This is a genomic window from Variovorax sp. P4_B10 (genome assembly GCF_056402375.1).
The window spans coordinates 23,393-48,520 of sequence record NZ_JBFUHN010000013.1 but is presented as its reverse complement, the minus strand read 5'-3'; the positions used below and the strand labels follow the sequence as shown (position 1 = coordinate 48,520).

Annotated in this window: 22 protein-coding genes and 1 tRNA gene; 8 read left to right on the top strand and 15 right to left on the bottom strand. The window is 68.0% G+C overall.

Annotated elements, in window-relative coordinates:
• Nucleotides 1-108: 108 nt before the first annotated feature.
• A complete protein-coding gene (locus AC1DXX_RS08975; protein WP_478133824.1) occupies nt 109-1,245 on the top strand; it encodes a PilT/PilU family type 4a pilus ATPase in 1,137 nt (378 codons plus the stop codon).
• Between the two features lie 27 nt (nt 1,246-1,272).
• Here AC1DXX_RS08975 and AC1DXX_RS08970 read toward each other — a convergent pair whose 3' ends face one another.
• The gene (locus AC1DXX_RS08970) at nt 1,273-2,823 is read right to left on the bottom strand and encodes an MFS transporter (protein WP_478133823.1); all 1,551 of its coding nucleotides are present in this window, start codon (nt 2,821-2,823) and stop codon (nt 1,273-1,275) included.
• A gap of 73 nt (nt 2,824-2,896) precedes the next feature.
• Nucleotides 2,897-3,382: a MerR family transcriptional regulator gene (locus AC1DXX_RS08965; protein ID WP_478133822.1), complete on the bottom strand. Its 486-nt coding sequence runs from the start codon at nt 3,380-3,382 to the stop codon at nt 2,897-2,899.
• Nucleotides 3,383-3,469: 87 nt separating this feature from the next.
• On the opposite strand from AC1DXX_RS08965, the gene AC1DXX_RS08960 reads away from it, so the two are divergent.
• A complete protein-coding gene (locus AC1DXX_RS08960; protein WP_478133821.1) occupies nt 3,470-4,378 on the top strand; it encodes an NAD(P)-dependent oxidoreductase in 909 nt (302 codons plus the stop codon).
• A 118-nt stretch (nt 4,379-4,496) separates the two neighbouring features.
• Here the strand turns inward: AC1DXX_RS08960 and AC1DXX_RS08955 are convergent, their stop codons facing one another.
• The 3 genes from AC1DXX_RS08955 to AC1DXX_RS08945 form a co-directional block, all read right to left on the bottom strand.
• A complete protein-coding gene (locus AC1DXX_RS08955; RefSeq protein ID WP_478133820.1) occupies nt 4,497-5,300 on the bottom strand; it encodes a BON domain-containing protein in 804 nt (267 codons plus the stop codon).
• Complete coding sequence (locus AC1DXX_RS08950) at nt 5,297-5,941, bottom strand: SIS domain-containing protein (protein WP_478133819.1); 645 nt, start codon at nt 5,939-5,941, stop codon at nt 5,297-5,299. Before AC1DXX_RS08950 ends, AC1DXX_RS08955 begins: the two co-directional genes overlap by 4 nt.
• 181 nt (nt 5,942-6,122) lie before the next feature.
• Nucleotides 6,123-6,488 carry a YraN family protein gene (locus tag AC1DXX_RS08945; protein ID WP_478133818.1) on the bottom strand — a complete coding sequence of 122 codons (366 nt, stop codon included), beginning with the start codon at nt 6,486-6,488 and terminating at the stop codon, nt 6,123-6,125.
• Between the two features lie 48 nt (nt 6,489-6,536).
• Here AC1DXX_RS08945 and rsmI point away from each other — a divergent pair, with 48 nt between their 5' ends.
• Complete coding sequence (gene rsmI, locus AC1DXX_RS08940; RefSeq protein WP_478133817.1) at nt 6,537-7,484, top strand: 16S rRNA (cytidine(1402)-2'-O)-methyltransferase; 948 nt, start codon at nt 6,537-6,539, stop codon at nt 7,482-7,484.
• Here rsmI and AC1DXX_RS08935 read toward each other — a convergent pair.
• From AC1DXX_RS08935 to AC1DXX_RS08905, 7 genes are all read right to left on the bottom strand, one after another.
• On the bottom strand, nt 7,481-8,209 hold the full coding sequence (locus tag AC1DXX_RS08935; RefSeq protein WP_478133816.1) for a glutathione S-transferase: 729 nt from the start codon (nt 8,207-8,209) through the stop codon (nt 7,481-7,483). The two genes, rsmI and AC1DXX_RS08935, sit on opposite strands and share 4 nt — an antisense overlap.
• Nucleotides 8,210-8,277: 68 nt before the next feature.
• A complete protein-coding gene (locus tag AC1DXX_RS08930) occupies nt 8,278-8,499 on the bottom strand; it encodes a hypothetical protein (protein WP_478133815.1) in 222 nt (73 codons plus the stop codon).
• A 187-nt stretch (nt 8,500-8,686) separates the two neighbouring features.
• A complete protein-coding gene (locus AC1DXX_RS08925) occupies nt 8,687-11,257 on the bottom strand; it encodes a PepSY domain-containing protein (RefSeq protein ID WP_478133814.1) in 2,571 nt (856 codons plus the stop codon).
• Nucleotide 11,258: 1 nt separating this feature from the next.
• Nucleotides 11,259-13,382, bottom strand: a complete 2,124-nt coding sequence (locus tag AC1DXX_RS08920; RefSeq protein ID WP_478133813.1) for a TonB-dependent siderophore receptor — start codon at nt 13,380-13,382, stop codon at nt 11,259-11,261.
• Between the two features lie 174 nt (nt 13,383-13,556).
• A complete protein-coding gene (locus AC1DXX_RS08915) occupies nt 13,557-13,931 on the bottom strand; it encodes a hypothetical protein (RefSeq protein WP_478133812.1) in 375 nt (124 codons plus the stop codon).
• Nucleotides 13,932-14,046: 115 nt separating this feature from the next.
• Nucleotides 14,047-14,121, bottom strand: a tRNA-Arg gene (locus tag AC1DXX_RS08910).
• A gap of 43 nt (nt 14,122-14,164) precedes the next feature.
• Nucleotides 14,165-14,836: a TetR family transcriptional regulator gene (locus AC1DXX_RS08905; protein ID WP_478133811.1), complete on the bottom strand. Its 672-nt coding sequence runs from the start codon at nt 14,834-14,836 to the stop codon at nt 14,165-14,167.
• 177 nt (nt 14,837-15,013) lie between these two features.
• Here AC1DXX_RS08905 and AC1DXX_RS08900 point away from each other — a divergent pair, with 177 nt between their 5' ends.
• The 4 genes from AC1DXX_RS08900 to AC1DXX_RS08885 all read left to right on the top strand — a co-directional run bounded on the left by AC1DXX_RS08900 (nt 15,014) and on the right by AC1DXX_RS08885 (nt 21,659).
• Nucleotides 15,014-16,330 (top strand): efflux RND transporter periplasmic adaptor subunit, encoded by a 1,317-nt coding sequence (locus AC1DXX_RS08900; RefSeq protein ID WP_478133810.1) that lies wholly within the window; start codon nt 15,014-15,016, stop codon nt 16,328-16,330.
• 16 nt (nt 16,331-16,346) lie between these two features.
• On the top strand, nt 16,347-19,511 hold the full coding sequence (locus AC1DXX_RS08895; protein ID WP_478133809.1) for an efflux RND transporter permease subunit: 3,165 nt from the start codon (nt 16,347-16,349) through the stop codon (nt 19,509-19,511).
• Nucleotides 19,504-20,925: an efflux transporter outer membrane subunit gene (locus tag AC1DXX_RS08890; protein ID WP_478133808.1), complete on the top strand. Its 1,422-nt coding sequence runs from the start codon at nt 19,504-19,506 to the stop codon at nt 20,923-20,925. The genes AC1DXX_RS08895 and AC1DXX_RS08890 overlap by 8 nt, the downstream gene beginning before the upstream one ends.
• Nucleotides 20,926-21,041: 116 nt before the next feature.
• Nucleotides 21,042-21,659: a c-type cytochrome gene (locus AC1DXX_RS08885; protein WP_478133807.1), complete on the top strand. Its 618-nt coding sequence runs from the start codon at nt 21,042-21,044 to the stop codon at nt 21,657-21,659.
• A gap of 67 nt (nt 21,660-21,726) precedes the next feature.
• On the opposite strand, the gene AC1DXX_RS08880 is transcribed toward AC1DXX_RS08885, so the two are convergent.
• From AC1DXX_RS08880 to AC1DXX_RS08870, 3 genes are read right to left on the bottom strand one after another with little or no spacing between them, the layout of a single operon-like run.
• Complete coding sequence (locus AC1DXX_RS08880) at nt 21,727-22,287, bottom strand: DUF2946 family protein (RefSeq protein WP_478133806.1); 561 nt, start codon at nt 22,285-22,287, stop codon at nt 21,727-21,729.
• Nucleotides 22,288-22,321: 34 nt separating this feature from the next.
• Nucleotides 22,322-23,302: a YheT family hydrolase gene (locus tag AC1DXX_RS08875; protein ID WP_478133805.1), complete on the bottom strand. Its 981-nt coding sequence runs from the start codon at nt 23,300-23,302 to the stop codon at nt 22,322-22,324.
• 44 nt (nt 23,303-23,346) lie between these two features.
• Nucleotides 23,347-23,799, bottom strand: coding sequence for a YybH family protein (locus tag AC1DXX_RS08870; protein WP_478133804.1), 453 nt, complete (start codon nt 23,797-23,799; stop codon nt 23,347-23,349).
• 216 nt (nt 23,800-24,015) lie between these two features.
• Here AC1DXX_RS08870 and rutA point away from each other — a divergent pair, with 216 nt between their 5' ends.
• Entirely contained in the window at nt 24,016-25,128 is a 1,113-nt protein-coding gene (gene rutA, locus AC1DXX_RS08865) for a pyrimidine utilization protein A (protein ID WP_478133803.1), read from the top strand.

Here is a 25,128-nt window from a genome sequence, read left to right as displayed (position 1 = left end):
CCACGCTTCGTGCAGCGCCACCCCCCAAGCGGGAGGCGCGGCCGCCTTGGGGCGGCCCGGCGGTCGGCCGCCAGCAGGTTCATACTAAACAGATCAAGGAGCGCTCTCATGGAACGCGATCAAGCCAGCCAGTTCATCAACGACCTGCTCAAGCTCATGGTGAGCCGCAACGGCAGCGACCTGTTCATCACCGCGGACTTTCCGCCCGCGATCAAGGTCGACGGCAAGGTCACCAAGGTGTCGCAGCAGGCGCTCGGCGCRCAGCACACGCTGGCGCTCACCCGCTCGGTCATGAACGACCGCCAGGTGGCCGATTTCGAGCGCACCAAGGAGTGCAACTTCGCGATCTCGCCGACCGGCATCGGCCGTTTCCGCGTCAACGCCTTCGTGCAGCAGGGCAAGGTCGGCATGGTGCTGCGGACCATTCCCGCCAAGCTGCCGACCATCGACGGACTGGGCATGCCGCAGGTGCTGAAGGACGTGTCGATGACCAAGCGCGGCCTCACCATCCTGGTGGGCGCCACGGGCTCGGGCAAGTCGACCACGCTGGCCGCGATGATCGACTGGCGCAACGAGAATTCCTACGGCCACATCGTGACGGTGGAAGACCCGGTCGAATTCGTGCACCCGCACAAGAACTGCGTGGTAACGCAGCGCGAAGTGGGCATCGACACCGACAGCTGGGAGGCCGCGCTCAAGAACACGCTGCGCCAGGCGCCCGACGTGATCCTGATGGGCGAAATCCGCGACCGCGARACCATGGAGCACGCCGTGGCCTTCGCCGAAACCGGCCACCTCTGCATGGCCACGCTGCACGCCAACAGCGCCAACCAGGCGCTGGACCGGATCATCAACTTCTTCCCCGAAGAGCGCCGCGCACAGCTGCTGATGGACCTGTCGCTGAACCTGCGCTCGCTGATCTCGCAGCGCCTGGTGCCGACAGAGGACGGCCAGGGCCGCGTGGCCGCGGTGGAAGTGCTGCTGAACACGCCGCTGATTTCCGACATGATCTTCAAGGGCGAAGTGGGCGAGATCAAGGAAATCATGCGCAAGAGCCGCAACCTCGGCATGCAGACCTTCGACCAGGCGCTGTTCGACCTGTTCGAGAGCCACTCGATCACCTTCGACGACGCCATCCGCAACGCGGACTCGGCCAACGATCTGCGGCTGCAGATCAAGCTCAACAGCCAGCGTGCGCGCAGCACCGACCTGGCGGCCGGCACCGAGCACTTCGCGATCGTCTGAGGAACGCCGCGGCCCGGCGGCGCCCGCTCAGTCGATCTGTCGCTGCCACGCGGCGAAGACGCCTGCCGCCAGCGCAATCACAGCCATGGCCGTGAACCCGTCGAGCGAGGCCATGAAGGTGGCCTGCTGCTCGAGCGTGCGCCACAGCGTGCCCACTGCCATCGCATGCGCCTCGCCGGCCGCATGCCCCGCCGCGGCAAAGCCGCGGGTCAACGCATCCAGCGCCTGCATGAAGGCCGCGTTGGCCGGGTTGGCCGATTCGCTCAGCCGCACCTCGTGCAGCGCCTGCCGGTGCTGCTGCAGCGCGATCACGCTCGACGTCGCGAACGAAATGGCGAGCTGCCGCACCAGGTTCTTGAGCCGGTAGCCGTGCGCGAACTCCTCGGCGGCCAAGGGGCGGAAGGTGAGATTCGCCACCGGCAGCACGACGAACAGCATCAGCAGGCCGCGCAGCAGCAAAGGCACCAGCAGGGCCTCTCGCCCTGCCTGCGGCGTGACCCGCGAGAGCCACCACGCCGCCAGCGCCGCGATGCCGAAGCCCGTGACGACGAGCCACTTCTTGCGCGTCACGCGCCCCGAGTAGCGCAGGTAGGCGAACACCAGCAAGCCGGTCGCCAGCGACATCACGCCCGTGAAATAGCCGGTGTCGCCCACGGTGAAACCGAGCCCGCCTTCCATCAGCCGCGGCAGCAGGTAGCTGAAGCCGGTCGACAGGTAGTAGTAGACGACGTAGAGCGCCAGCCCGACACGGAAGGCCGAGTTCCGCAGCGCGTGGAGTCGCACCAGCGGCGCGGGGTGCTGCCACTGCTGGTAGCCGAACCACGCGAGCCCCGCCACGCCGGCGATCGCCAGACCGATCAATGCCGGCGAACCGGTGAACAGCTCGAAGTGAGAGCGCGTCAACACCACCTGCAGCGCTGCCTGCGCGAGCGCGAACACGAGGTAGGCGACGTGGTGCGGCTCGGTGCGTTCGTGCGGCGCGACGTCGCCGATGTCGGGCAAGGTCCAGAGCGCCAGCAGCCCGATCGATGCAGCCACCGGCGCAGTGCTCGCGAACAGCCAGCGCCAGTCGAAGTGGGTCACGAGAAAGGCGCCGGCGATCGGTGCCAGTGCGCCGCCGAACACGATCAGCACCATGAAGGCCTTCAGTGCCTTGGCACGCCGCGCCGGAGGGATGCCGATCTGGATCAGGATGCGGCAGGCGCCGAGCATCGGGCCGACGAAGTAGCCCTGCACCGCGCGGGCGAACGTCAACTGCGCCGGGCTTTCGCAGAGCGCCGCGCCCACGCCGCCCGCGGCGAAGGCGAACATGCAGACCGCGAGATAGCGCCGGTAGCCCAGCCGCTCGACCCACGCGTGCTGGTGCAGGATGCCGAGCACGGCGCCCAGCGCATAGGCGCTCGATGCCCAGACCAGCTCGTCGGGCGAGGCGTTCACGCCGCCGGCGATGTAGCTCGCAAAGAAGGCGAACAGGGCGTTGTCGACATAGTCGATGGCCGTCACCAGGCCGATCGCCCAGGGCAGCATCGCCGCGGCGGCGTTGCCGCGCGGGTGCCAGCCGAGGGCCGGCGCGTTCATTGGTGCACCCTTGGCGCTTCGCGCCTTCCCGCCAAGCGGGAGCGAGCTTGCTTGGGGCGGCCCGGCGCGGCGCTCATGGCGCTGGCCGCTCCCGGCGGCGTTGCTCGAGGGCCTCTTCCACCGGCTCGCCGGCCAGACGCCGCTCGACGTAGTCGAGGTCACGCCGCAGTTGCGCCTGCAGCACGGCCGCCTCCTTGAGTTCGCGGCGGACCTGGGCCACGCGTGCATCGAGCGTCGCGAGCTGCGCGCCGAGCGTTTCGCGCAATGTCTTCAACGAAGCGTTCGACAGGCGCGGACGCCCGCCATCGGCCGGTGCCTCCATCGGCTGCTGCAGCATGGCGGTGATGGTTGTGAGCGAGAAGCCCAGCGAGCGCATGCGCAGCACGCGCGCCAGCTTGCCGAGGTCGGCCGGCTCGTAGAGCCGGTAGCCGCCCTCGCTGCGCACCGGCACCACGATGCCGAGCTCCTCGTAGTACTTGAGCGTGCGCGGCGTCACGCCGAGCCGCGCCGCGGCGTCGCGCACGGTGATGGTCTTGGTGGAGGCTGCAGCAGCGGTCATGACAGGTCGATTCTACATAAACCTGTACGTTCACGTATAGGTTTAGGCCGTCGCATCTGTCGCGGAATGGCTTTAAGCTCTGGCCCCATGAGCAGCATCAACACCCGAACCTACGAATCCATCCCCGCGCAGACGGTGGCCTTTCTCGGCCTCGGCGTCATGGGCGGGCCGATGGCCGGTCACCTGGCCAAGGCCGGCCACAGCGTCACGGTCTACAACCGCACGGCCGCCAAGGCCGCGGCCTGGGCCGCCGAATTCGGCCCGCCGGGCCGCCATGCCGCCACCCCGCGCGAAGCAGCCGCCGGTGCAGACATCGTGTTCTGCTGCGTCGGCAACGACGACGACCTGCGCGCCGTGGTGCTGGGCGACGACGGCGCCTTTGCCGGCATGAAGAAGGGCGCCGTGCTCGTCGACCACACGACCGCCTCGGYCGACGTGGCACGCGAGCTGTCGAAGGCGGCCGTGGCGCTGGGCCTGCACTTCATCGACGCGCCGGTGTCCGGCGGCCAGGCCGGCGCGCAGAACGGCGCACTCACGGTGATGTGCGGCGGCGATGCAGCCGTGTTCGAGCGCATCAAGCCCGTGGCCATGGCGTTCTCGCGCGCGGTCACGCTGCTGGGCGAGAGCGGGGCCGGCCAGCTCGCGAAGATGGTGAACCAGATCGCCATCGCGGGCCTGGTGCAGGGCCTGTCGGAGGCGATTGCCTTCGGCCAGCGCGCCGGCCTCGACATGAATGCGGTGCTCGGCGTCATCAGCAAGGGCGCCGCCCAGAGCTGGCAGATGGAAAACCGCGGCAAGACCATGATCGAAGGCAAGTTCGACTACGGCTTCGCGGTCGACTGGATGCGCAAGGACCTGGGCCTGGTGCTCGACGAGGCCAAGCGCAACGGTGCGCGCGTGCCCGTGACGGCGCTGGTCGACCAGTTCTATGCCGACGTGCAGCAGGCCGGCGGCAACCGCTGGGACACCTCCAGCCTGATCATCCGCTTGAAATAGGCTCGCTGAATTGGGCTCGCCCCCAGGCTGCGCGCACTGCGTGTCGCTTCGCCTTCCCCCTACCGGGGGCAACACCAGAGGCCCGGCAAAGCCGGTTCCTCGGTGTTTCTGACAGGGTTCAGCGAATCGGCGAGGTCGTCGCCGCAGGCGCCGAGCCCGGCGCGGGCAGCGGTTCCATCGGCGGCAGCGGCACGCGCGACGACGACGAGGAAGAAGAAGGCGACGACGGCGACGCCGAAGTCACCGGCGCGGGGCCCGTGCCTCCGCGCTGCGCCGCGGCCTGGTTCGCCGCCTGGCTGGCCGCGAGATCGGCCTCGCTCACGACCTCGACCACGCGCACAACCTTCACCACCCCCGTCACGCCGCGCGTGATTTCGGTCGCACGATCGGTCTCGCGCCGCGTGGCGATGCCCATCAGGTAGACCACGCCGCGCTCGGTCACCACCTTGAAGGAATTGGCGAAGATGTCCTTGGCGTCGAGCAGCGAGGCCTTGACCTTGCCCGTGATGTAGAGATCGCTGGAGCGGTCCTGGAAGGTGCTGGAGGCACCGATGGTGAGTTCGTTCACCACCGAACGCACGTTGACGATGCGGCTCACCTCGTCCTCGACGCGGCGGCGGTCGGCGTCGCTGCCCACCGCGCCGGTCAGCAGCACCTGGCGGTTGTAGCTGGTGACGCTCACGTACATCTGGTCGTTGGCGATGTCGCGAACGCGGGCAGCAGCACGCAGTTCGATGCCCTGGTCGTCGAGCTGGGCGCCCGAACTGCGGCGATCGGTCGCCACCATGCCCACGCCCACCACCGCGGCGCCGCCCACCACGAGCGGCACACAGGCGGAAAGACCGGCGACCAGTGCAGCACCCAGGGTGAGTGCAAAGGCGAGGCGTCGGGTCGACGTCATTGTCATGGTCGTCATGGTCATGAGGAAGCTTCCTGTTCTCCGAGTAGCTGGGCATCCACGCCGTCGCACAGGCAATGCAGTGCGAGCAGGTGGACTTCGTGGATGCGCGCCGCACGCTCGTGCGGTACGCTGATCTGGACGTCGGTTTCGCGCAGCGCGCGGCCGATGACGCCGCCGGTGCCGCTGCTTCCCCCACCGGGCGCCGCGGGCGGACCCGACACGGCGTTGCCGAGCAGGGCTACCACCGTCATGTCGCGCTCGTGCGCGGCCAGCACGGCGGCCAGCACGGCTGCAGACTGCCCGCTGGCGCTCAAGGCGAGCAGCACGTCGCCGGCCTGGCCCAGCGCGCGCACCTGGCGGGCGAAGCGGTCGGCGTCGATGGCATTGGCGCTGTCGGCGTTGGGATCGGTGGTGTCGCCGGGCAGTGCGATGGCGCCGAGTTCGGGCCGCTCGCGTTCGAAGCGTCCGACGAACTGCGCCGCGAACTGGGCGGCCAGCAATCCCGAGACGCCGGCGCCGCAGGCCAGCACCTTGCCGCCGCTGGTCACGCAGGCCAGGATGGCCTGCATCGCCTGGGAGATAGGTTTGCTGAGGACCGGTCCGGTCTGGTATTTGAGGTCGGCACTGTCGATGAAGTGCTGCTGAATCCGTTGCTCGAGCATGTGGCGGGATGATAACTGGGGGTTGTGAAACAAGACGTGTTGGAATGACCCACCCCCGAATCTCCGCGCACTTCGTGCCACTTCGACTCCCCCTCAAGGGGGCGCACCCGGTGGCCCGGCAAAGCCGGTTCCGCGGGTGCCCAGACATGGGATGGGCTGCTCCTCGGAGCTTTCAAGCGGATCAGCCCGCGTCAAAGGCGCCTGGGAGCCAGGTGATTTTCTCCTCGACCAGCACCACGTCGAAACGGCACGGCGGCTCCGCGCGCAGCCGGCTCAGGTAGTGCCGCGCGGCGAACACGATGCGCCGCTGCTTCAGCCCGGTGACGCTGCCGCCCGCGCCGCCATGCGCGCCGCTGCTGCGCTGGCGGACCTCGACGAACACCAGCGTGCCGTCGCGCGGATCGCGCATGATCAGGTCGATCTCGCCGCCGCCGCGGCCGGGCGTTCGATAATTGCGCGCGACCGGCACGAGGCCGGCGTCCTGCAGATGCTCGAGCGCAGCGTCTTCCGCCGCATCGCCGCGATGCTTCGTTGTGGTGGTCTTCATGGCTCCCTGCCGTCTTCTTGTTGTCGTTCGCTCTCACGGAGAAACCTCTTGGCTTCACTCGCACCTGCTTCTTTCGGCGCCGCCCTTGCGGCCGCGCACGACGCCGCGGGTGCGCAGCATTATCCGCAGGCCACGCTCTACGTGGTCGCGACGCCGATCGGCAACCTGGCCGACATCACGCTGCGCGCGCTGCATGTGCTGCAGCTGGTGGACGTGATCGCCTGCGAGGACACGCGCCACACCCAGAGCCTGCTGCGCGCCTACGGCATCGACCGCCCCGGCGCCCGGCTTCTGGCCGTGCACCAGCACAACGAGGCCGAGGCCGCACAGGCCGTGGTCGCGCGGCTTGCGCAGGGCGAGCGCATCGCCTATGTCAGCGACGCCGGCACGCCCGGCGTGAGCGACCCCGGCGCGCGGCTGGTCGCGGCGGTGCGCGCGGCGGGCCAGCGCGTGCTGCCGCTGCCGGGCGCCAGCAGCGTCACCACGCTGATCGGCGCCGCCGGCCTGGTGGCCGATGGCGCCGACGGCAATGCCAGCAGCGCCTTCGTCTTCGCGGGTTTCCTGCCGAGCAAGGCCGGCGAGCGCGACACCGCCGTGCAGGCACTCTCGCAGGAGCCGCGCGCCGTGGTGCTGCTGGAGGCGCCGCACCGCATCGAAAGCCTCGCGCGCGCGCTCGCCGTGCTGGGCGAACGCCGCATCACCGTGGGCCGCGAACTCACCAAGCAGTTCGAGGACATCGCGACCGTGGCGGCCAGCGCCCTGCCCGACTGGTTCGGGGCCGACCGCGACCGCATCAGGGGGGAGTTCGCGCTCGTGCTGCATCCGGTGGCGGTGAGCGGCGACGGTGGTGCCGAAGGCGAGCGCGTGCTGCGCCTGCTGCTGGCCGAGTTGCCCGTGAAGACCGCGGTGCGGCTCGCCGCCGAGATCAGCGGCGCGCCGCGCAATGCGCTGTACGAAACGGCACTGCGCATCCGCAACGACGAGCCGGGCGACTAGCCGTCCAGCTCCGCATACCGCCTGAAGATCCCATCCTCGTTGAACGCGATACGGCGCGGGCTTTGCAGGTAGTCGCGCACGCGCTGGCGACGCTTGATGTTGGCGTGCAGCTTCTCGACGGCCGGCGTGCGGGCCAGCGCCCTCGCGGTGGCCTTCGGAAACGCGTAGTGCAAACCGTCCACCAGCTGGAACAGCGAGAGATCGGCATAGGTCAGCATGTCGCCGACCAGGTGCAGGTCGCCTGCGGGGTTGCGCTGCAGCACCTGCTCGAACCAGTTCAGAAACTTCGGGATCCGCTCTTCGCGGAAGGCCCGCGCGCGCTGCACGGCCGCGTCGCGCTGTTCTTCGTAGTAGGCACCGGTCGAGATCGGATGGTGCGTGTCGTGGGCCTCGGCGACCGCGTCGGCAATGGTGAGCTGCAGCTGGTGCGTCCACAAACCATCGGACTCGCCGACGCCCGACAGCCCGAGCCGCGGCCCGAGGTACAGCAGGATCGCCGCCGTCTGCCCCACCACGATGTCGCCGTCGACCAGAAAAGGCGGCGCGAAGGCGGCGCGGGCGTTGTGGGGATCGCCGAGCCGCTGACCCAGCGCAGACTCGCCACCGCCCTTCGACTCGGGCAGCCGCGCCACGTCGACGTAGTCGGCACCCGCCGCCTCGAGCGCGAGCCGCACGAATTCACCGCGGCCCTGAATCGTGGGCCAGTAATGGAGTTGGTAAGGCATGCGGCCATGGTGTCAGGGTCTGTGGAACCCCGCAACCGACCCGGCCCTTCGCAGACCGAGCTACAGGCTCACCAGAATTTCCACCAGGGACGCTCCGCCTGGCGCAGCGCCTGCGGACGGGTGTCGAGGTCGATGTTCTGGGTGACCGTATCGCCGGAACGGCGGCGCATCTCGGTTTCGAGGGCATGCGCAATGCCACGCGCCTGCCTCTCGCCGCGCAATGCGCGCCTGCGCCACTGCGCGGCATGTTCTGCCAGGCTGGCCTCGTCCAGATCAGTCAACTCCGTCATGGGTGGAAATCTTGCATGTGCGCGCTGGCGACGCCAGCGCGTGGTGAATCGTCGCGGGGAGAAAGAAAAAACCGGAAGCCCCTGCATGCGAAAGCTTCCGCGATGCCGGGGCATCCCCGCCTCGAGGGCGGCTTGAAAGCAGGGGCAATGATAGTTCGTGACCGGTCGTGCCGCGGTTGCCCCGCATTCAATAGACGTCGCGCCGATAGCGGCCCCCGGCAACCAGGTCGTCGAAGGCCGACGCTCCCAGCACCTCGCGCAACGCCGAATCGACGCCCGCGGCCATGCCTTCGAGGCTGCCGCAGACATAGATCACGGCACGGTCGGCGACCCATTGCCGCAGCGCGTCGGYCGCCTCGCGCAACCGGTCCTGCACATACCGGCGTTGCGCCTGGTCGCGGGAGAACACCAGGTCGACGCGCTCCAGTGCGCCGGCCGCTTGCCATTGCGCGGTTTCTGCGGTGCAGAAGGCGTCGTGCGCGGCATGCCGCTCGCCGTACACCAACCAGTTGCGCCCATGTCCTCGCCGCACGCGCTCGCGAAGATGCGCGCGCAGGCCCGCAAAGCCGGAACCGTTGCCGATGAAGATGCATGGCACCTCATCGTCGACGAGCGCAAAGCCGGGATTGGGCAACAGACGCAACTCGACAGCGGCATCTGCCGGCGCCCAGGCAGTCAACCAGCCCGACGCCACACCCAATCCGTCGTCACGGCGGGCCTGGCGCACCAGCAATTGCACGCAGCCATCGGCCGCGATCGATGCCACGGAGTAGCGTCGCGGCGCCAGCGGCCGCAGTGTGTCAGCCAGTGCCTGCGCAGTCGTGGGTGCTGGCGCAATAGGAAGTGTGCTGCGAGCCAGGGCGTCCTCGAGCGTGCACTCATGGCCATCGCAACGCACGAGCGTTTGCCCGTCGAGCCCGGCGTGGCGCAGGACCCGCTCGACCGCATGGCTGGCCTGACGCGGCCGCAGTTCGACGAGTGCACCCGGCACCCAGGCGGCTGCGCCGGGGCGGTCCAGCTCGATCTCGAAGAGAGGATCGCCCTGGCTGCCCGCGTTGAGCAGGGTTCGGCGCAGGAGGCGCCACGACGCGAAGGGAGCCGCCTCCGGCTTGTGCATCTGCCACGTGTCGACCTGGACTTCGAATGCTTCGGCCAGCGACCGTTGCCAGTGCGCGAGGGCGCCGGCATCGCCATTGCTCACCTCGATCATCGGGAACAGCGCCTGCGCGCCATGGCCGCGCAGGTCGTGGTCCAGTGTCCTGCCGAAGCCGCAGAAGTTGGCGTAGTGCCTGTCGCCCAATGCAAGCAATCCGTAGCGCACATGCTGCAGGCCGGAGCCGGTTTGCCGTGCGAACTGGCGCGCAAAGGCGCGCAGGCTGTCCGGCGGATCGCCGTCGCCGGAGGTGCTGGCCACCAGCAGCACCTTGCGGTAGTGCCGCAGCGCATCCACGCTCAGGCGGACCAGGGGCTGCAGCACCACCGCAACGCCGGCCGATTGCAGGGCCGCCGCCGTCTGCAGCGCAATGCGCTCCGCGTGGCCGGTCTGGGTCGCAAAGGCGAGCAGCACGGGCTCGATGCCGCGTCCGGCCGCCTGCAGCGCCGGGCCCAGTCGCTCGCGCTCGTCGCGCACGGCGCGCTTGGTGCGCCGGCGTCCGAGATAGAGCATCCATCCGCTGATCGCGAACAGCGCCAGGCCCAGGCTGCTGAGCGTCATCACGACGCGGCCCGGCATGCCCCAGTAGGTGCCCATGTGCATCGGATAGATGCTGTTGACCAGCCGGCCTGCCAGTGGCTTGTCGGCGTAGCGCTCGTGCTGCGCGGCTTCACCGGCGGCAGCATCGAGATAGAGGCGATTGCGTGCCCGCTCGTGCTCGGGGTTGGCGCGCAGGTAGGTCGCTTCGACCTGCGGTGCGTTGCGTGCCGGCAGGCGCAGGGTGGCCTGGCTCCAGTCGCCGTTGGTTTCCTGCAGGAAGGATTGCCACACCCGCTGCAGGTCGGGCCTGGGCGCTGCGGCCGCCTTGGCGGGCGTGCTGCCGGCCTGCATGCGTTGCGCGCGGACCGCGCGCCCCTCGCCCGCTGCGTCGTCGACCAGCGTGCGCAACGCATCGAAGCCCCAATACATGCCCGTCAGGCTGGAGGCCAGGTACGCCAGCAGCGCCACGGTGCCGGCCACGGCGTGCAGGTTCCAGAGGAATGCGCGACCGGTGAGTGCGAAGTCCAGTTTCAGCCAGGCCCGCCAGGCGAGCGGCCGGCGCGGCCAGCGCAGATAGAGCCCCGACAACGCCAGAATCAACAGGCCCACGGCCAGGGTGCCGGTGACGGGCTTGCCCGTGTCCCGAGGCAGCAACAGCCAGCGGTGCAGGTTCTCGACGAACTCGAAGAAGGCATCGCCCTTCGGTTCCGGCAGCAGGCTGGCCGTCCAGGGATCGACCAGCCGCACCTCGCCCCGACGCTGGCCTTCCGGCGGGGCGAAGTTGACGCGTGCCGGCCGTCCGGGCTCGGCGAACACCGTGAGCGTGACGATCCGGCGCGTCGGATGCGCCGCCTGCAGGTGCTCCGCCAGGGCCGCGGGCAGCAGCGCCGCCGCGCCAGCCGGATTGGGCGCATGGCGCAGCTCGGGATTGATCGCGTCGACGATTTCGGCGCGAAAGGAAAGCACTGCGCCGGTCAACCCGATCAACACGAGCACGGACCCGGCCGTGATGCCGATGAACCAGTGGATCTGGAACCAGACGCGCCTCAGGAGAGCAGTAGCCATTTCAGAGGTCCACCTTGAGGGTCGCCTTGATCGAGCGCGGCGCGCCGACGGCCAGCCGCGTGCCGGCCGCCGCCCAGTAGCGCTTGTCGCCGACGTTGTCGACGTTGACCTGCCACAGCGTGCGCTTGCCGAAGAGCTGCGTGACATAGCGCGCACCCAGGCCGAAGATGGTGTTTCCGCCGATGAATGCCTGGTTCAGGTCGTCCACCGGACGCCGTCCCGTGTAGTACGCCCCGGCGTTGACCGACAGGCCGGGAACCGCCGCAATGTCGTACGAGAGAAAAGCGCTGGCCGTTTGCCTGGCGGTGTTCTCGGGCATTTTCCCGTTGTACTGGGCGTTGATGCCGCGGAACTCGGCATCGAGCGACTGGGCCGAGAGCTGCCACGCGAGTGCGCGGGTCAGGCGGCCCTGCGCCGAGATCTCCAGGCCGCGGTAGCGCTGCCGTCCGTCGGCCACGAAGGTGTTGGCGCTGTTGGTGTAGGCGCCCGGGCGTTCGATGTCGAACAGCGCGCCGGACAGCAGCATTCCGCCGCCGGTGAGCCAGCGCAGGCCGATCTCTTTCTGCTTGCTCACGCCAGGCGGCATGTGGGCATTCTGGTTGGCGGTGCCGGCGGGTGCGATCTCGCCTTCCTCGACGCCCTGCGCATACGACACGTAGCCCACCAGGTCAGGCGTGAACTTGTAGCTGAGCGCAGCGAGCGGCGTGGTCTTGCGCACGTCGAAGGCAATCGCCGGGATCGTGGCGCTGGCCCCCTGCGTGCTCTGGTAGTGCGTATGGCGCGCACCGGCCACCAGTTGCCATTGCGGCGAGAAGGTGATGCGGTCGAGTGCGTAGAGACCCAGCTCTTCGCTGTCCTGCGCCCCCGTGGTGGGCCGGGTGGGGAGCGCGGTCAGCGGCAGGTAGCCGATGGCAACCGGGTTGTACAGGTTCTGCACGGTGCTCGCGCCGCCGTAGTTGCGCTGGAAGATCGGGTCCTGTGTCTTCTTGCTCTGCGCGGCGCCGAGCGTGAGTTCATGCTGCACGCTGCCGGTCGAGAAGGTGCCGAACAGCTCGGTGCGGAACAGGTCGGACGTCTGCTTCAGGCGCTGGTCGTTGCCGGTGATGCGGCCTGCACCGGTCAGCACGTTGTAGTTGCTGAAGCTCGCGAGCCTGCGGTCGCGCTCGGCTTCGGAGTGGCCGGCTTCCACTGTCAGCGCCCAGTTGTCGCTGATCGAATAGTCGGCACGCAACTGCGTGTTAGTGACTTCGGCGTCGAACACCGCCCACGGCGGGCCCAGCAGCTTGTCCGGGTCGGGCACGGCGGGCAAGGCGATCACGCCGTTGACGGCCGCCAGCCTCGCGATGCCCGCCTGCTCGGTGATGCGCTTGCGGTAGTTCTCGACGTCGGCCTTGAGGGTGAGGCGGCTGTTGATGCGCCAGTCGAAGGCGGCCGAGACGAACCTGCGGTTGCCGTCCACTCCCTCGATGTTGGAGCCGATGCGGCCACCGGCCGCGTTGATCCGCAGGCCGTACTGCTGCTGGTCGCCGAACTGGCGGCCGATGTCGGCGCTCGCCTGCAACGACCCCTTGTCGTCGAAGCCGAGGCCGACGGTGCTCACCGGCGTGCTGCCGGCGCGCTTGGTCACCAGATTGACGATGCCCGCGGGCGTGGTGAAGCCGTAGTAGAGCGCCGATGCGCCCTTCAGCACCTCGACGCGCTCCTTGTTCTCCATCGGGATTTCGGAGACGTTGGGAATCGCGAGTGAGCCGTTGAGCCGGTAGTTCGTGCGGTTCTCGACCGCGATGCCGCGGATCACGAGCTGGTCGAAGGTGTCGCCGCCGTTCTGCTGGCGTGTCACACCGGCCGTGTTGCGCAGCACCTCGTAGATGCTCGCCGCGCCCTGGAGCTCGAACACGTCGCGCGTGACGGTGTTGACCGTCGCGGGAACCTCCAGGATGTTGGCGCCCCTGAACGTGCCGGCCTCCACGGTACGGGCGACGAACCCGCTGGTCGCGCTCGATTCCACCGTGATGGTGCCGAGTTGTCCACGCGCCTCGGGGGCGGAATCGGTCGTTTGGGCGTGGGAGACGTGAGAGAAGGTCCCCGCGAGCGCGAGTGGCGTTGCCAGAAGAAACTTGTGCATGGCGCATGCGCGTGCACCGGAAAGCACGGCAGTCGAAACTATTCAGAAGGGGTCTATTCTAGAGATGCGCGTGAGAATCATTCCCAGGGCCAAAGCGACAGCTTCGGCGGAAAGGGAAAAAGAAAGGCCGGGAGCTCAGGGAAGCTCCCGGCCTTGTGCCTTGTGTGCGCCACCTCAAGCAGAAGGCGGCGACCCGGGCGTCGATTCCAGGTTGAGCACATGGCGCAGATGAATGATCAGTTCGCCCGGCGCGAGTTCAAGTGGTTGACCATCCACGATGAGCGGCCTTTCCGCCAATCCGTCCTCGCCGACGTCGAACACTTCGAAGGTTCCGAACGCTTCCGCAGGCCACGGAACGGTGGTGACCTTTGCCTTGGGGTCGATCTGATAGCGCTCGCACAGGTCGAGGCATCGCAGGGCCAGGTCGAGCTGTCGTTTCGCTTGCCGGGCCGCCTCGTCGCCGCCATTGCTGCGCAACTGCTCGACGGCCTGATGCTGGCCCCGTCGAAGGAGCTCGATGGCCCTGTCGAAGCGAAGTTCGTGTTTCATGGGTCGTTGCGCTCTGTCGCAAGTGAAATCGAAATGGCGTGCGACCGGTCAGTGCCGCTTTCAGAGGAGGAATAAAAAAATCCGGAAGAGCCTGGACTCTTCCGGATTTTGCAATTGGTCCCGCCGCCAGGAATCGAACCTGGATCTCAGCCTTCGGAGGGCCGAATTCTATCCGTTGAAATACAGCGAGAGGATAGGTTCCGGAAAGTACCGGAGCCTTGGATTATCGCCTATCAGGCAGCTGCCGCTTCGGCTTCGTGTGCAACAACGCCGCCGACGGGCGGCCGCACGAAGCCGAGACCGGCAAGGTAGACGCGAAATGTGCGCCTGCCGGTCGGCACCAGGTCGAAGGCCTCGGGGTCGAGCAGCCAGTTCTGGATCAGGCCGCTGATCAGCGCATGCATGCCCTGCGCCGCCATGTAGCCGGGCACCGGCAGCCTGATGCGGGCGCGGCGCGCGGCCAGCCGCAGGGCCTTTTCGAAGTCGGCCACGCAGGCGTTGCGCGCATCGAGGTGGCGCTGCTGCACCGAGGCCATGTCGTGCGTGTATTCGACCTTGTGGGTGGCCACGTCGAACACGCGGCGCACCTGCGGGTCGGTGGTCATGAGGATCAGCGCGTGCACCATGCCTTCCTCGATCTCGGCCAGGGGATCGTCGACGCCGGCGGCGACAGCGCTCTTCGGCGCGGCCTCCAGCGGCAGGATGACGCGCTCCATCATCGCGTTGAAGAGATCGGCCTTGTCCTTGAAATGCCAATAGATGGCGCCACGCGTGGCGCCGGCCTGCTGCGCAATCTGCTGCAGCGAAGTCTGCGAGACGCCTTGCGCCTGAAACAGAAGCTCTGCAGCATCGAGCAACCGATGCCGCGTGGCCAATGCTTCTTCCTTCGTACGACGTGCCACCAAGTCTCCTGATTTGTAAAGGCAACGCCCCTCCCGTATCGTGGGGCCATTGCATGCCGTCACTATACATCCATGAATGTATGTAAACTAGCGGGCTTCCCCGATGGCCCAGCTGTTTGTGCTGGCTTCCGGTTCGCTCCGCGAACGCGCCATCTCCCGTCTTCGCTTCAAAGGAATCGCATGCCTCTCCTGCATGTCTCGCGTCAATCGTCCTTTTCGCCGCGTCTCGCGACCGTGGCCGCCGTCGTCCTGCTGGTCCTTGCGGGCTGCGGCAAGGGCGATGCACCCGCCGGCCCCGGCGGCGCAGGAGGTGGCGGCGGCCGTCCGGCCCCCGAAGTGGGCGTGGTCGTCGCCACGCCGACCGACGTCGGCCTCGTGACCGAGTTGCCGGGCCGCCTCGAAGCCTCGCGCATCGCGCAGGTACGCGCCCGTGCCTCGGGCATCCTGCTCAAGCGCGAGTTCCGCGAAGGCAGCGATGTGAAGGCCGGCCAGTTGCTGTTCCGCATCGACCCGGCACCGCTGGTGGCCGCTTCGCAGAACGCACAGGCCACGCTCGCCCGCGCCGAAGCCAACGCCGTGCAGGCCAAGGCGCTGGCCGACCGCTACAAGCCGCTGGTCGAGGCCAATGCCGTGAGCAAGCAGGAATACGCGAACGCCGTGGCCTCGCAAAAGACCGCCGAAGCCGACGTGGCCTCGGGCCGCGCCGCCGTGCAGACCGCCAAGATCAACCTCGGCTATGCCGACGTGACCTCGCCCATCGCGGGCCGCATCGGCCGCGCCCTCGTGACCGAAGGCGCGCTGGTGGGCCAGGGCGACGCCACCGAGCTCGCCGTGGTGCAGCAGATCAACCCGGTGTATGTGAACTTCACGCAGTCGGCCTCCGACGTGATGAAGCTGCGCCGCGCGCTGGCCGCCGGCCAGTACAAGCGTGCCAGCGGCGAAGAGGCCGCGAGCGTGGGCGTCGTGCTGGAAGACGGCACCGACTACGCCCTGCCCGGCAAGCTGCTGTTCTCCGACCTCACGGTGGATTCGACCACCGGCCAGGTCACGCTGCGCGCCGAAGTGCCCAACCCCAAGGGCGAACTGCTGCCTGGCCTGTATGTGCGCGTGAAGCTCGAGCAGGCCCAGGCCAGCAACGCGATCACGCTGCCGCAGCAGGCCGTCACGCGCACCCAGCAGGGCGACACCGTGTCGGTCGTGAGCGCCGACGGCAAGATCAGCAAGCGCACCGTGAAGATCAGCGCCGCCAAGGACAACCAGTGGGTGGTGCTCGACGGCCTGAAGACCGGCGAACAGGTGATGGTCGACGGCTTCCAGAAGCTGCAGATGATGCCGCCCGGCACGCCGGTGAAGGCTGTGCCGTGGAAGGCACCTGCGCCCGCGGGCGCAGCACAACCAGCTGCGCCCACGGGCGCCGCGCAACCGGCAGCACCGGCGGCCTCCGCCGCCGCGGCGCCAGCCAACGGCCCGGCGGCAGCCACGGCCGAGAAGAAGTAATCAGGAGCGCGCCCGCATGGCCAAATTCTTTATCGACCGCCCGATCTTCGCGTGGGTGATCGCGCTGTTCATCCTGGTGATGGGCAGCGTGGCAATCACCCAGCTGCCGATCTCGCAGTATCCGCCGGTGGCACCGCCGGCCATCGTGATCAACACCGCCTACCCCGGCGCCTCGGCCCAGACGCTGGAGGACAGCGTGCTGTCCGTCATCGAGCGCGAGATGAACGGCTCGCCGGGCCTGATCTACATGGAATCGGTGGCCCAGGCCGACGGCACCGGCTCCATCACGATCAGCTTCGAGGCCGGCACCAACCCCGACCTCGCGCAGGTGGACGTGCAGAACCGGCTCTCTCGCGCCACGCCGCGCCTGCCGGCGGCCGTGACGCAGCAGGGCGTGCGCGTGGACAAGTCGCGCAACAACTTCCTGCTGTTCGCGATGCTGTCTTCGGACAACCCCGCCTTCGACCCGGTCGCGCTCGGCGACTACGCCTCGCGCAACATCGTGCCCGAACTGCAGCGCGTCGTGGGCGTGGGCCAGGCCCAGCTGTTCGGCACCGAAAACGCCATGCGCGTGTGGATCGATCCGGCCAAGCTGCAGGGCTTCAACCTGTCGGCGACGGACGTGAACAACGCGATCCGCGCGCAGAACGCCCAGGTGTCCTCCGGCACCATCGGCGACCTGCCGAACATTCCCGGCCAGGCCATCGCGGCCACCGTGGTGGTGAATGGCCAGCTCGCCAACGTCGAGCAGTTCAAGAACATCGTGCTGCGTGCCAACACCGACGGCTCGACCGTGCGGCTGAAGGACGTGGCGCGCGTCGAACTCGGCGGCCAGTCGTATGCCACCTCGGCCCGCCTGAACGGCGTGCCGGCGGTCGGTATCGGCGTCCAGCCCACGCCCAACGGCAACGCACTGCAATCGGCCAAGGCGATCCGCGCCAAGATGACCGAGCTCGAACGCTTCTTCCCGCAGGGCGTGAAGTGGAACATTCCGTACGACAGCTCGCGCTTCGTGCAGATCTCGATCACCGAAGTGGTCAAGACGCTGCTGGAAGCCGTGGCGCTGGTGTTCGTGGTGATGTTCCTGTTCCTGCAGAACTGGCGCTACACGATCATCCCGACCATCGTGGTGCCCATCGCGCTGCTGGGCACGTTCGCGTCGCTGCTGGCACTCGGCTTCTCGATCAACGTGCTGACCATGTTCGGCATGGTGCTGGTGATCGGTATCGTGGTGGACGATGCCATCGTGGTGGTCGAGAATGTCGAACGCATCATGAGCGAAGAGGGGCTCTCGCCGCTCGAAGCCACGCGCAAGGCCATGAGGCAGATCTCCGGCGCCATCATCGGCGTGACGGTGGTGCTGATCTCGGTGTTCGTGCCGCTCGCGTTCTTCGCGGGTTCGACCGGCAACATCTACCGCCAGTTCTCGGCGGTGATGGTGACGTCGATCGGCTTCTCGGCCTTCATGGCGCTGTCGCTCACGCCGGCGCTGTGCGCCACGCTGCTCAAGCCCGTGGAAGCAGGCCACCACCATGAGAAGACCGGCTTCTTCGGCTGGTTCAACCGCGGTTTCACGCGCACGGCCAAGGGCTACGAAGGCATCGTCGCGCGCATCCTGCGCCGCGCCGCGCGCTACCTGATCATCTACGTCGCGATCATCGGCGCGGTGGTGTTCACCTACATGCGCCTGCCGAGCTCCTTCCTGCCGGAAGAAGACCAGGGCAACATCATCGTCAACGTGCAGCTGCCGCCGGGCGCGACGCAAGAGCGTGCGCTGTCGGTCATGCAGCAGGTCGAAGGCTTCATCCTCAAGCAGCCCGAAGTGCAGAGCATGGTGGGCGTGATGGGCTTCAGCTTCTCGGGCCAGGGCCAGAACGCGGGCCTCGCCTTCGTGACGCTCAAGGACTGGGAAGAACGCAAGGACCCGGCCCACTCGGCCAGCGCGCTGGCCGGACGTGCCTTCGGGGCGCTCTCGGGCATCCGCGACGCCTTCATCTACCCGTTGAGCCCGCCGCCCATTCCCGAACTGGGCAATGCCAGCGGCTTCAGCTTCCGCTTGCAGGACCGCTCGGGCGCAGGCCACGAGGCGCTGATCAACGCACGCAACCAGCTGCTGGGCATGGCCGGGCAAAGCAAGATCCTGACGCAGGTTCGCCCCGACGGCCTGGAAGACGCGCCGCAGCTGCAGATCGACATCGACCGCGACAAGGCCAGTGCCCTGGGCGTGACCTTCGATGCGATCAACGCAACGCTGTCGACCGGCCTGGGTTCGAGCTACATCAACGACTTCCCGAACCGCGGCCGCCTGCAGCGCGTGGTGGTGCAGGCCGATGCGCCCGCACGCATGCAGCCCGACGACCTGCTCAAGCTGAACGCCAGCAACACGCAGGGCCAGCCGGTGCCGCTGTCGGCCTTCGCGACCACCAAGTGGGTCACGGGCGCCACGCAGACGGTGCGCTACAACGGCTACCCCGCGATCCGCATCAGCGGCTCCGCCGCCGCGGGCTTCAGCACGGGTGCCGCCATGGCCGAGATGGAAAAGCTCGCCGGCCAGTTGCCGCAAGGCTTCGGCTTCGAATGGACCGGCCAGTCGCGTGAAGAAAAGCTCGCGGGTTCGCAGGCCATCATCCTGTACGGCTTCGCGATCCTGGCGGTGTTCCTGTGCCTGGCCGCGCTGTACGAAAGCTGGACGATCCCGCTGTCGGTGATTCTGGTGGTGCCGCTCGGCGTGCTGGGCGTGCTGCTGGCCACGATGCTGCGCGCCTATTCGAACGACGTGTACTTCCAGGTGGGGCTGATCACCATCATCGGCCTTTCGGCGAAGAACGCGATTCTGATCATCGAGTTCGCGAAGGATCTGCAGGCGCAGGGCAAGGGCGTCGTCGAAGCGGCGCTGGCCGCAGCCCATCTGCGTTTCCGCCCGATCATCATGACCTCGCTGGCCTTCGGCCTGGGCGTGGTTCCGCTGGTGATCGCCTCGGGCGCCGGTTCGGCCAGCCAGCGCGCCATCGGCACGGGCGTGCTCGGCGGCATGGTGACCGGTACCGCGCTTGCCGTGATCTTCGTGCCGGTGTTCTTCGTCGTGGTGCGCACGCTGTTCAAGGGCAGTGCGCGCCAGCACGAGGTCGACAAGCGGCATGCGGAAGCCGCCGGCATCACGGAAGAGAAAGCACATGACTAAAAAATTGATTCCCACAGCCCTGGCTGCGGCAATGCTGCTGGCCGGCTGCTCGCTGATTCCGACCTACGAGCGCCCCGCCGCGCCGGTGCCGACCACCTTCCCGGGTGACCCGGCGCAACCGGCCGGCCAGGCGGCCGCGGCCCTGCCCTGGCAGGACTTCTTCACCGACCCGCGCCTCGCGGGCCTGATCCAGACGGCGCTCACGAACAACCGCGACCTGCGCGTGTCGGTGCTCAACATCGAGCAGGCGCGCGCGCAGTTCCAGATCGAACGGTCGGCCCTGTTCCCTGCACTCGGCCTCACGGGCAGCGGCTCGCGCTCGAGCCCGAACCCCTACCAGGCGTTCGACAGCAGCGCGGGCAGCGTGTCGTCGCAGTACAGCGTCAACTTCGGCTTCAGCGCCTGGGAGCTCGACTTCTTCGGCCGCATCCGCGCGCTGAAGGACCAGGCGCTCGCGCAGTACCTCGCCACCGAGGAAGCGCGCAAGGCCGCGCAGATCAGCCTGATCGCGTCGGTCGCCACGGGCTGGCTCACGCTCATGGCGGACGATGAACTGCTCGAGATCACGCGCCAGACGATGGTCACGCGCGAAGAGTCGGTGCGCCTGGCCAAGCTGCGCTTCGACAACGGCGTGTCGTCCGAAATCGACTTCCAGGCCGCCAACACGGCCGCGGAAAGCGCCCGCGCCACCTATGCGCAACAGCAGCGCGCACGACTGCAGGACGAGAACGCGCTTGCCCTGCTGCTGGGCGCACCGGTGCCGGCGAATGCCCTCGCGGGCGGCGCCAAGGGACTGGAAGGCATCCAGCCGATGCCCGACTTGCCGGCGGGCCTGCCCTCCGACATGCTGATCGAGCGGCCCGACATCCGCGCGGCCGAGCAGCAGTTGATCGCCGCCAACGCCAACATCGGCGCGGCGCGTGCGAACTTCTTCCCGCGCGTGTCGCTGACCAGCTCGATCGGCACCGCGAGCAGCGAGTTCTCGGGCCTGTTCGACCGCGGCTCCAAGGCCTGGTCCTTCGCGCCGACGGTCACGCTGCCGATCTTCGATGCCGGCCGCAACTGGGCCACGCTGCAATCGTCGAAGGCCGGGCGCGAAATCGCGGTCGCGCAGTACGAGAAGTCGATCCAGACCGCGTTCCGCGAAGTGGCGGATGCACTGGCGGGCCGCGCCACGCTGGGCGAAGAGGTGCGTGCGCAGCGCGCGCAGGCCACCGCGGAAGCGGTGCGCTTCAAGCTCTCCGACCTGCGTTACCGCAACGGCATTGCGAGCGCGCTCGACCTGCTCGACGCGCAGCGTTCGCTGTTCACGGCGCAGCAGCTGGCGGTCAATGCGCGGCTGCTGCAGCTGCAGAACCAGGTCACGCTGTACAAGACCCTCGGTGGCGGCTGGGCCACACGCGACAAGGGCTGAGGCGCTCCGGCGCCCGATATCGACAGGCCAATCGCCCGCCGGGGCGAGGGGCCTCTCTATAATCGTCGGTTGATCTAGAAAAAGCCCCCCGACGAGCCCCCGTTATTGAGGACGCCATGAGCGCAGACCCGCACTACCAGGCCACAGAAGAAGCCCATATCGGCCCCATCAAGAACCCGAAGCAACTGCTGCTCGCGGTATTTTTCTCCTTCATTGCCCCCATCCTGATCATCGTGGGCCTTGTCTCCTACGTGGTCTCGGGCACCAAGCCCGCCGGCACCGCCGAGGGCGAGAGCATGGCGCTCTACGGCGTGTCGAAGGAAGCACGCGACCGTGAAGTGGCCGAGCGCCTCAAGAAGGTCGGCACCATCGAGATCCGCGACGCCAACCGTGCCCTCGCCGCCGGTGAAGCCGTGTTCAAGGCCCAGTGCGTCGCCTGCCACGGCGCCCCGGGCATTCCCGGTGCACCTCACCTGAACGACGCTGCAGCCTGGGGCCCCCGCCTCGGCCAGGGCTACGCCACGCTGCTCGAGCACGCGCTGAAGGGCAAGGGCGCCATGCCCGCCCAGGGCGGCGGCGACTTCGAAGACCTCGAAGTGGGCCGTGCGGTGGTCTACATGGCCAATGCAGGCGGTGCCAAGTTCCCGATCCCGGACCGTCCGGCGGCGGCCGCGCCCGCAGAGGCAGCTTCGGGCGCGGCACCTGCGGCTTCAGCGGCTGCGCCGGCCAAGTAATCGGCCCCGCTCCAAAGAAAAAGCCGGCCCAGCGCCGGCTTTTTTTGTGGGCGGTCGATGCAGTGCGCTATTGTTTTGGTAGCGCCGGACCAGCATCGACATGACGCTCTGCCGGGCTCAGGACATGGCCGAAGCGCTTCGGCAGTTCGCCGGCCTGCACCGCCTCGGGCGTCCACAGGCCCTGCTCGATGGCTTCGGCCGCGATGCCGACATCCTGCGTATGGACCAGCCCCAGCCCGATCGGCGCAGCCAGATAGAGCCGGCCGTCCTCGTCGAGCAAACAAGCCGAGACGTCGACCGCCTTGCCGGTATGGGCCGTGACCGTGAAGCCGTCGGCCTCGTTGGCCACGCGCCAGACCATCGGCGCGGCCTCCAGCTCGACATAGACGCGCTGCGGCCCGTTCTGGAAGAACCACTGCCCTTCGTCGTCGTGCTCGTAGTTGCGCTGGATGAAATCGATCAGCTTCTCGTGCCGCAGCATCGAGCCCTTGGCCAGCCGGAAGGGACCCTGGGCCTGGGTGCGGTCGTCGCGCATGTACCAGTTGCCGCGCGCGTCGAGGCCGAGCCAGCCGTAGCAATGCGGCACGTTGGGCCATTTGGCAAGCGCCTGTTTGACGATGTCGTCCATGCGTGTATTTTGCTCGCCCCCCAGGCTTCGCGCACTATGCGAATTGGGCCAGCCAGCCGCCCACGCGCTCCGGCATTCCCCGCACATGCGCCGGCGGCGGCCCCAGCGGGAAGCCCACGTGGCCGCCATGCGCCGGCTGCCACAGCGTGACGTGCTTTCCAACCTCGCCGGGGCCCGGCAGGCTGCGGGCCGGAATGAACGGATCGTTGAGCGCGTTCACCACCAGCGTGGGCACGCGGATCGCGCTCAGGTGCGGCTTGGACGAGCCCCGCGCCCAGTAGTCGTCGGTATTGCGAAAGCCGTGCAGCGGGGCGGTGAACACATCGTCGAAGGTGTAGAGGTCCTGCGCCGCCAGCAGCCGGTCGCGGTCGAACAGCCCCGGGAACTGCGCCAGCTTGGCCAGCGCCTTGGGCTTCATGGTCGAGAGGAACATGCGCGTGTAGACCAGCCGGTTGAAGCCGCGGCCGATCGCCTCGCCGCCGGCCGCGAGGTCGAGCGGCGCGCACACCGAGGCCACCGCACTGACCGAGGCCCGCGCCGTGTCGCCTGCCTCGCAGGCCCAGCGCAGCAGCGCATTGCCGCCGAGCGAGACGCCCGCGGCCAGCACCGGGCCGCCGCTGCGCAGCGCGTGCTGATCGTGCATGCGCCGCAGGATCCAGCCGATCTCTTCGTAATCGCCCGAGTGATAGGCACGCGGCGCAAGGTTCAGCTCGCCGCTGCAGCCCCTGAAGTGCGGCACCGCGAAGTCCATGCCGCGCTCGGCGGCAAACGCAGCGAAGGCTTCCGCATAGTGGCTGCGCGAGGAACCCTCGAGGCCGTGGAACAGCACCAGCAGCGGCCGCGGTCCCGGCCGGGGCGCATCGACGAAGTCGACGTCGATGAAGTCGCCGTCGGGGGCATTCCAGCGCTCGCGGCGGTACACCGGCGCCGCCCCGTCGAATCGACGGGCATAGAGCGCGGCCCAGATGGTCTGCAGGTTGCCGCCGGGCAGCCAGCGCGGTGCCACATAGTCCATGGCCGACTGAGGAAGGTTCAGGGAAGAAGGTGCGTCAGGAGGCATCAGTGAAGGGTCTGGGGCGGATCGTTCGCGTCATCCGGCTCTCTCGCGCTGCCCGGACTTGCATGATGCGCCACCATGCGCCAGCCCTGCGCGGTCTTGTGATAAACGTTGGTGGCCAGCACGAAGGCATGGCGCGGGCCTTCGGCGGTGAGCACCTCGATGCGCTCCAGCACGTTGTGCACCGCGCTCGCCAGCGACTCGATCTTGCGCACCCGCGCCGGCATGGCGTGGATCGCGCCGTTGCCGAACATCTGCTCGAAAGCCGCGCGGATCGCCACGGTTCCCACCAGCCGCGGGCCGCCGGGATGCACGCAGAACACTTCATMTTCGTCGGCCCAGCAGGCCATCAATGCATCGATGTCGCCGCGTTGCAGCGCTTCGTAGAAGGCCGCCTCAAGGTCGTCGGCGGTGCCGCCGATGGCCGCGGCGGCGCGGAGTGGGGTCTTGGGCATGGCGTGATTTTGCCGCGCCGTTCGTGACGCCGACGCTGCACCGCTTTGGTCCGGACTGCACCGCGCTGCCGCAAACCTTTCGGTTCGCCCGCTCCACTTTGGACCAAATGGTCAAAACAAAAATTCCAAAAATACATAACCCATTGATTTGAAAAGACTTATCCGACTGGCACGCCACATGCATAGGGCTCTGCAACCCCGCAACAGGAGCCCTTCATGAACGTCGGCATCTTCATTCCCATCGGCAACAACGGCTGGCTGCTTTCGGAAAACGCACCGCAGTACAAACCCAGTTTCGAACTCAACAAGGAGATCACGCTGAAGGCCGAGCGCTACGGCGTCGATTTCGCGCTGTCGATGATCAAGCTGCGCGGCTTCGGCGGCAAGACCGAGTTCTGGGACCACAACCTCGAGTCCTTCACGCTCATGGCCGGACTCGCAGCCGTGACCACGAAGATCAAGCTCTTCGCCACCGCCGCCTCGCTGGTGATGCCGCCGGCCATCGTCGCGCGCATGGCCTCGACCATCGACTCGATCTCCGGCGGCCGCTTCGGCCTCAACCTCGTCACCGGCTGGCAGCGGCCCGAGTACTCGCAGATGGGCATGTGGCCCGGCGACCAGTTCTTCGGCACGCGCTACCAGTACCTCAGCGAATACATCCAGGTGCTGCGCGACCTCTGGGGCCAGGGCCAGTCCGACTTCAAGGGCGACCATTTCCAGATGGACGACTGCCGCCTGAGCCCGCAGCCGCAGGCCGACATGAAGGTGATCTGCGCCGGCCAGAGTGATGCGGGCATGGACTTCTCCGCGAAGTACGCCGACTACAACTTCTGCTTCGGCAAGGGCGTGAACACGCCCAAGGCCTTCGCGCCCGCTGCCGAGAAACTCATCGAGGCCACGCGCAAGACCGGCCGCCACGTCACCACCTACGTGCTGATGATGGTGATCGCCGGCGAAACCGACGAAGCTGCCCGCGCCAAGTGGGAGCACTACAAGGCGGGCGCCGACCACGAGGCCATCGCGTGGCTGGGCCAGCAGGGCGCGGCCGACACCAGGTCGGGCGCCGACACCAACGTGCGGCAGATGGCCGACCCGACCTCGGCGGTGAACATCAACATGGGCACGCTGGTCGGCTCCTACGAAACCGTGGCGCGCCTGCTCGACGAGGTGGCGCAAGTGCCGGGCACCGAAGGCGTGCTGCTGACCTTCGACGACTTCGTCCAAGGCGTCGAGGCCTTCGGCGAGCGCATCCAGCCGCTGATGAAGAGCCGCGCGCACGTGCAGAGCCCCGTGGCTTCGCAGGTCGAACCCGAGCGCCTCGCGGCCTGA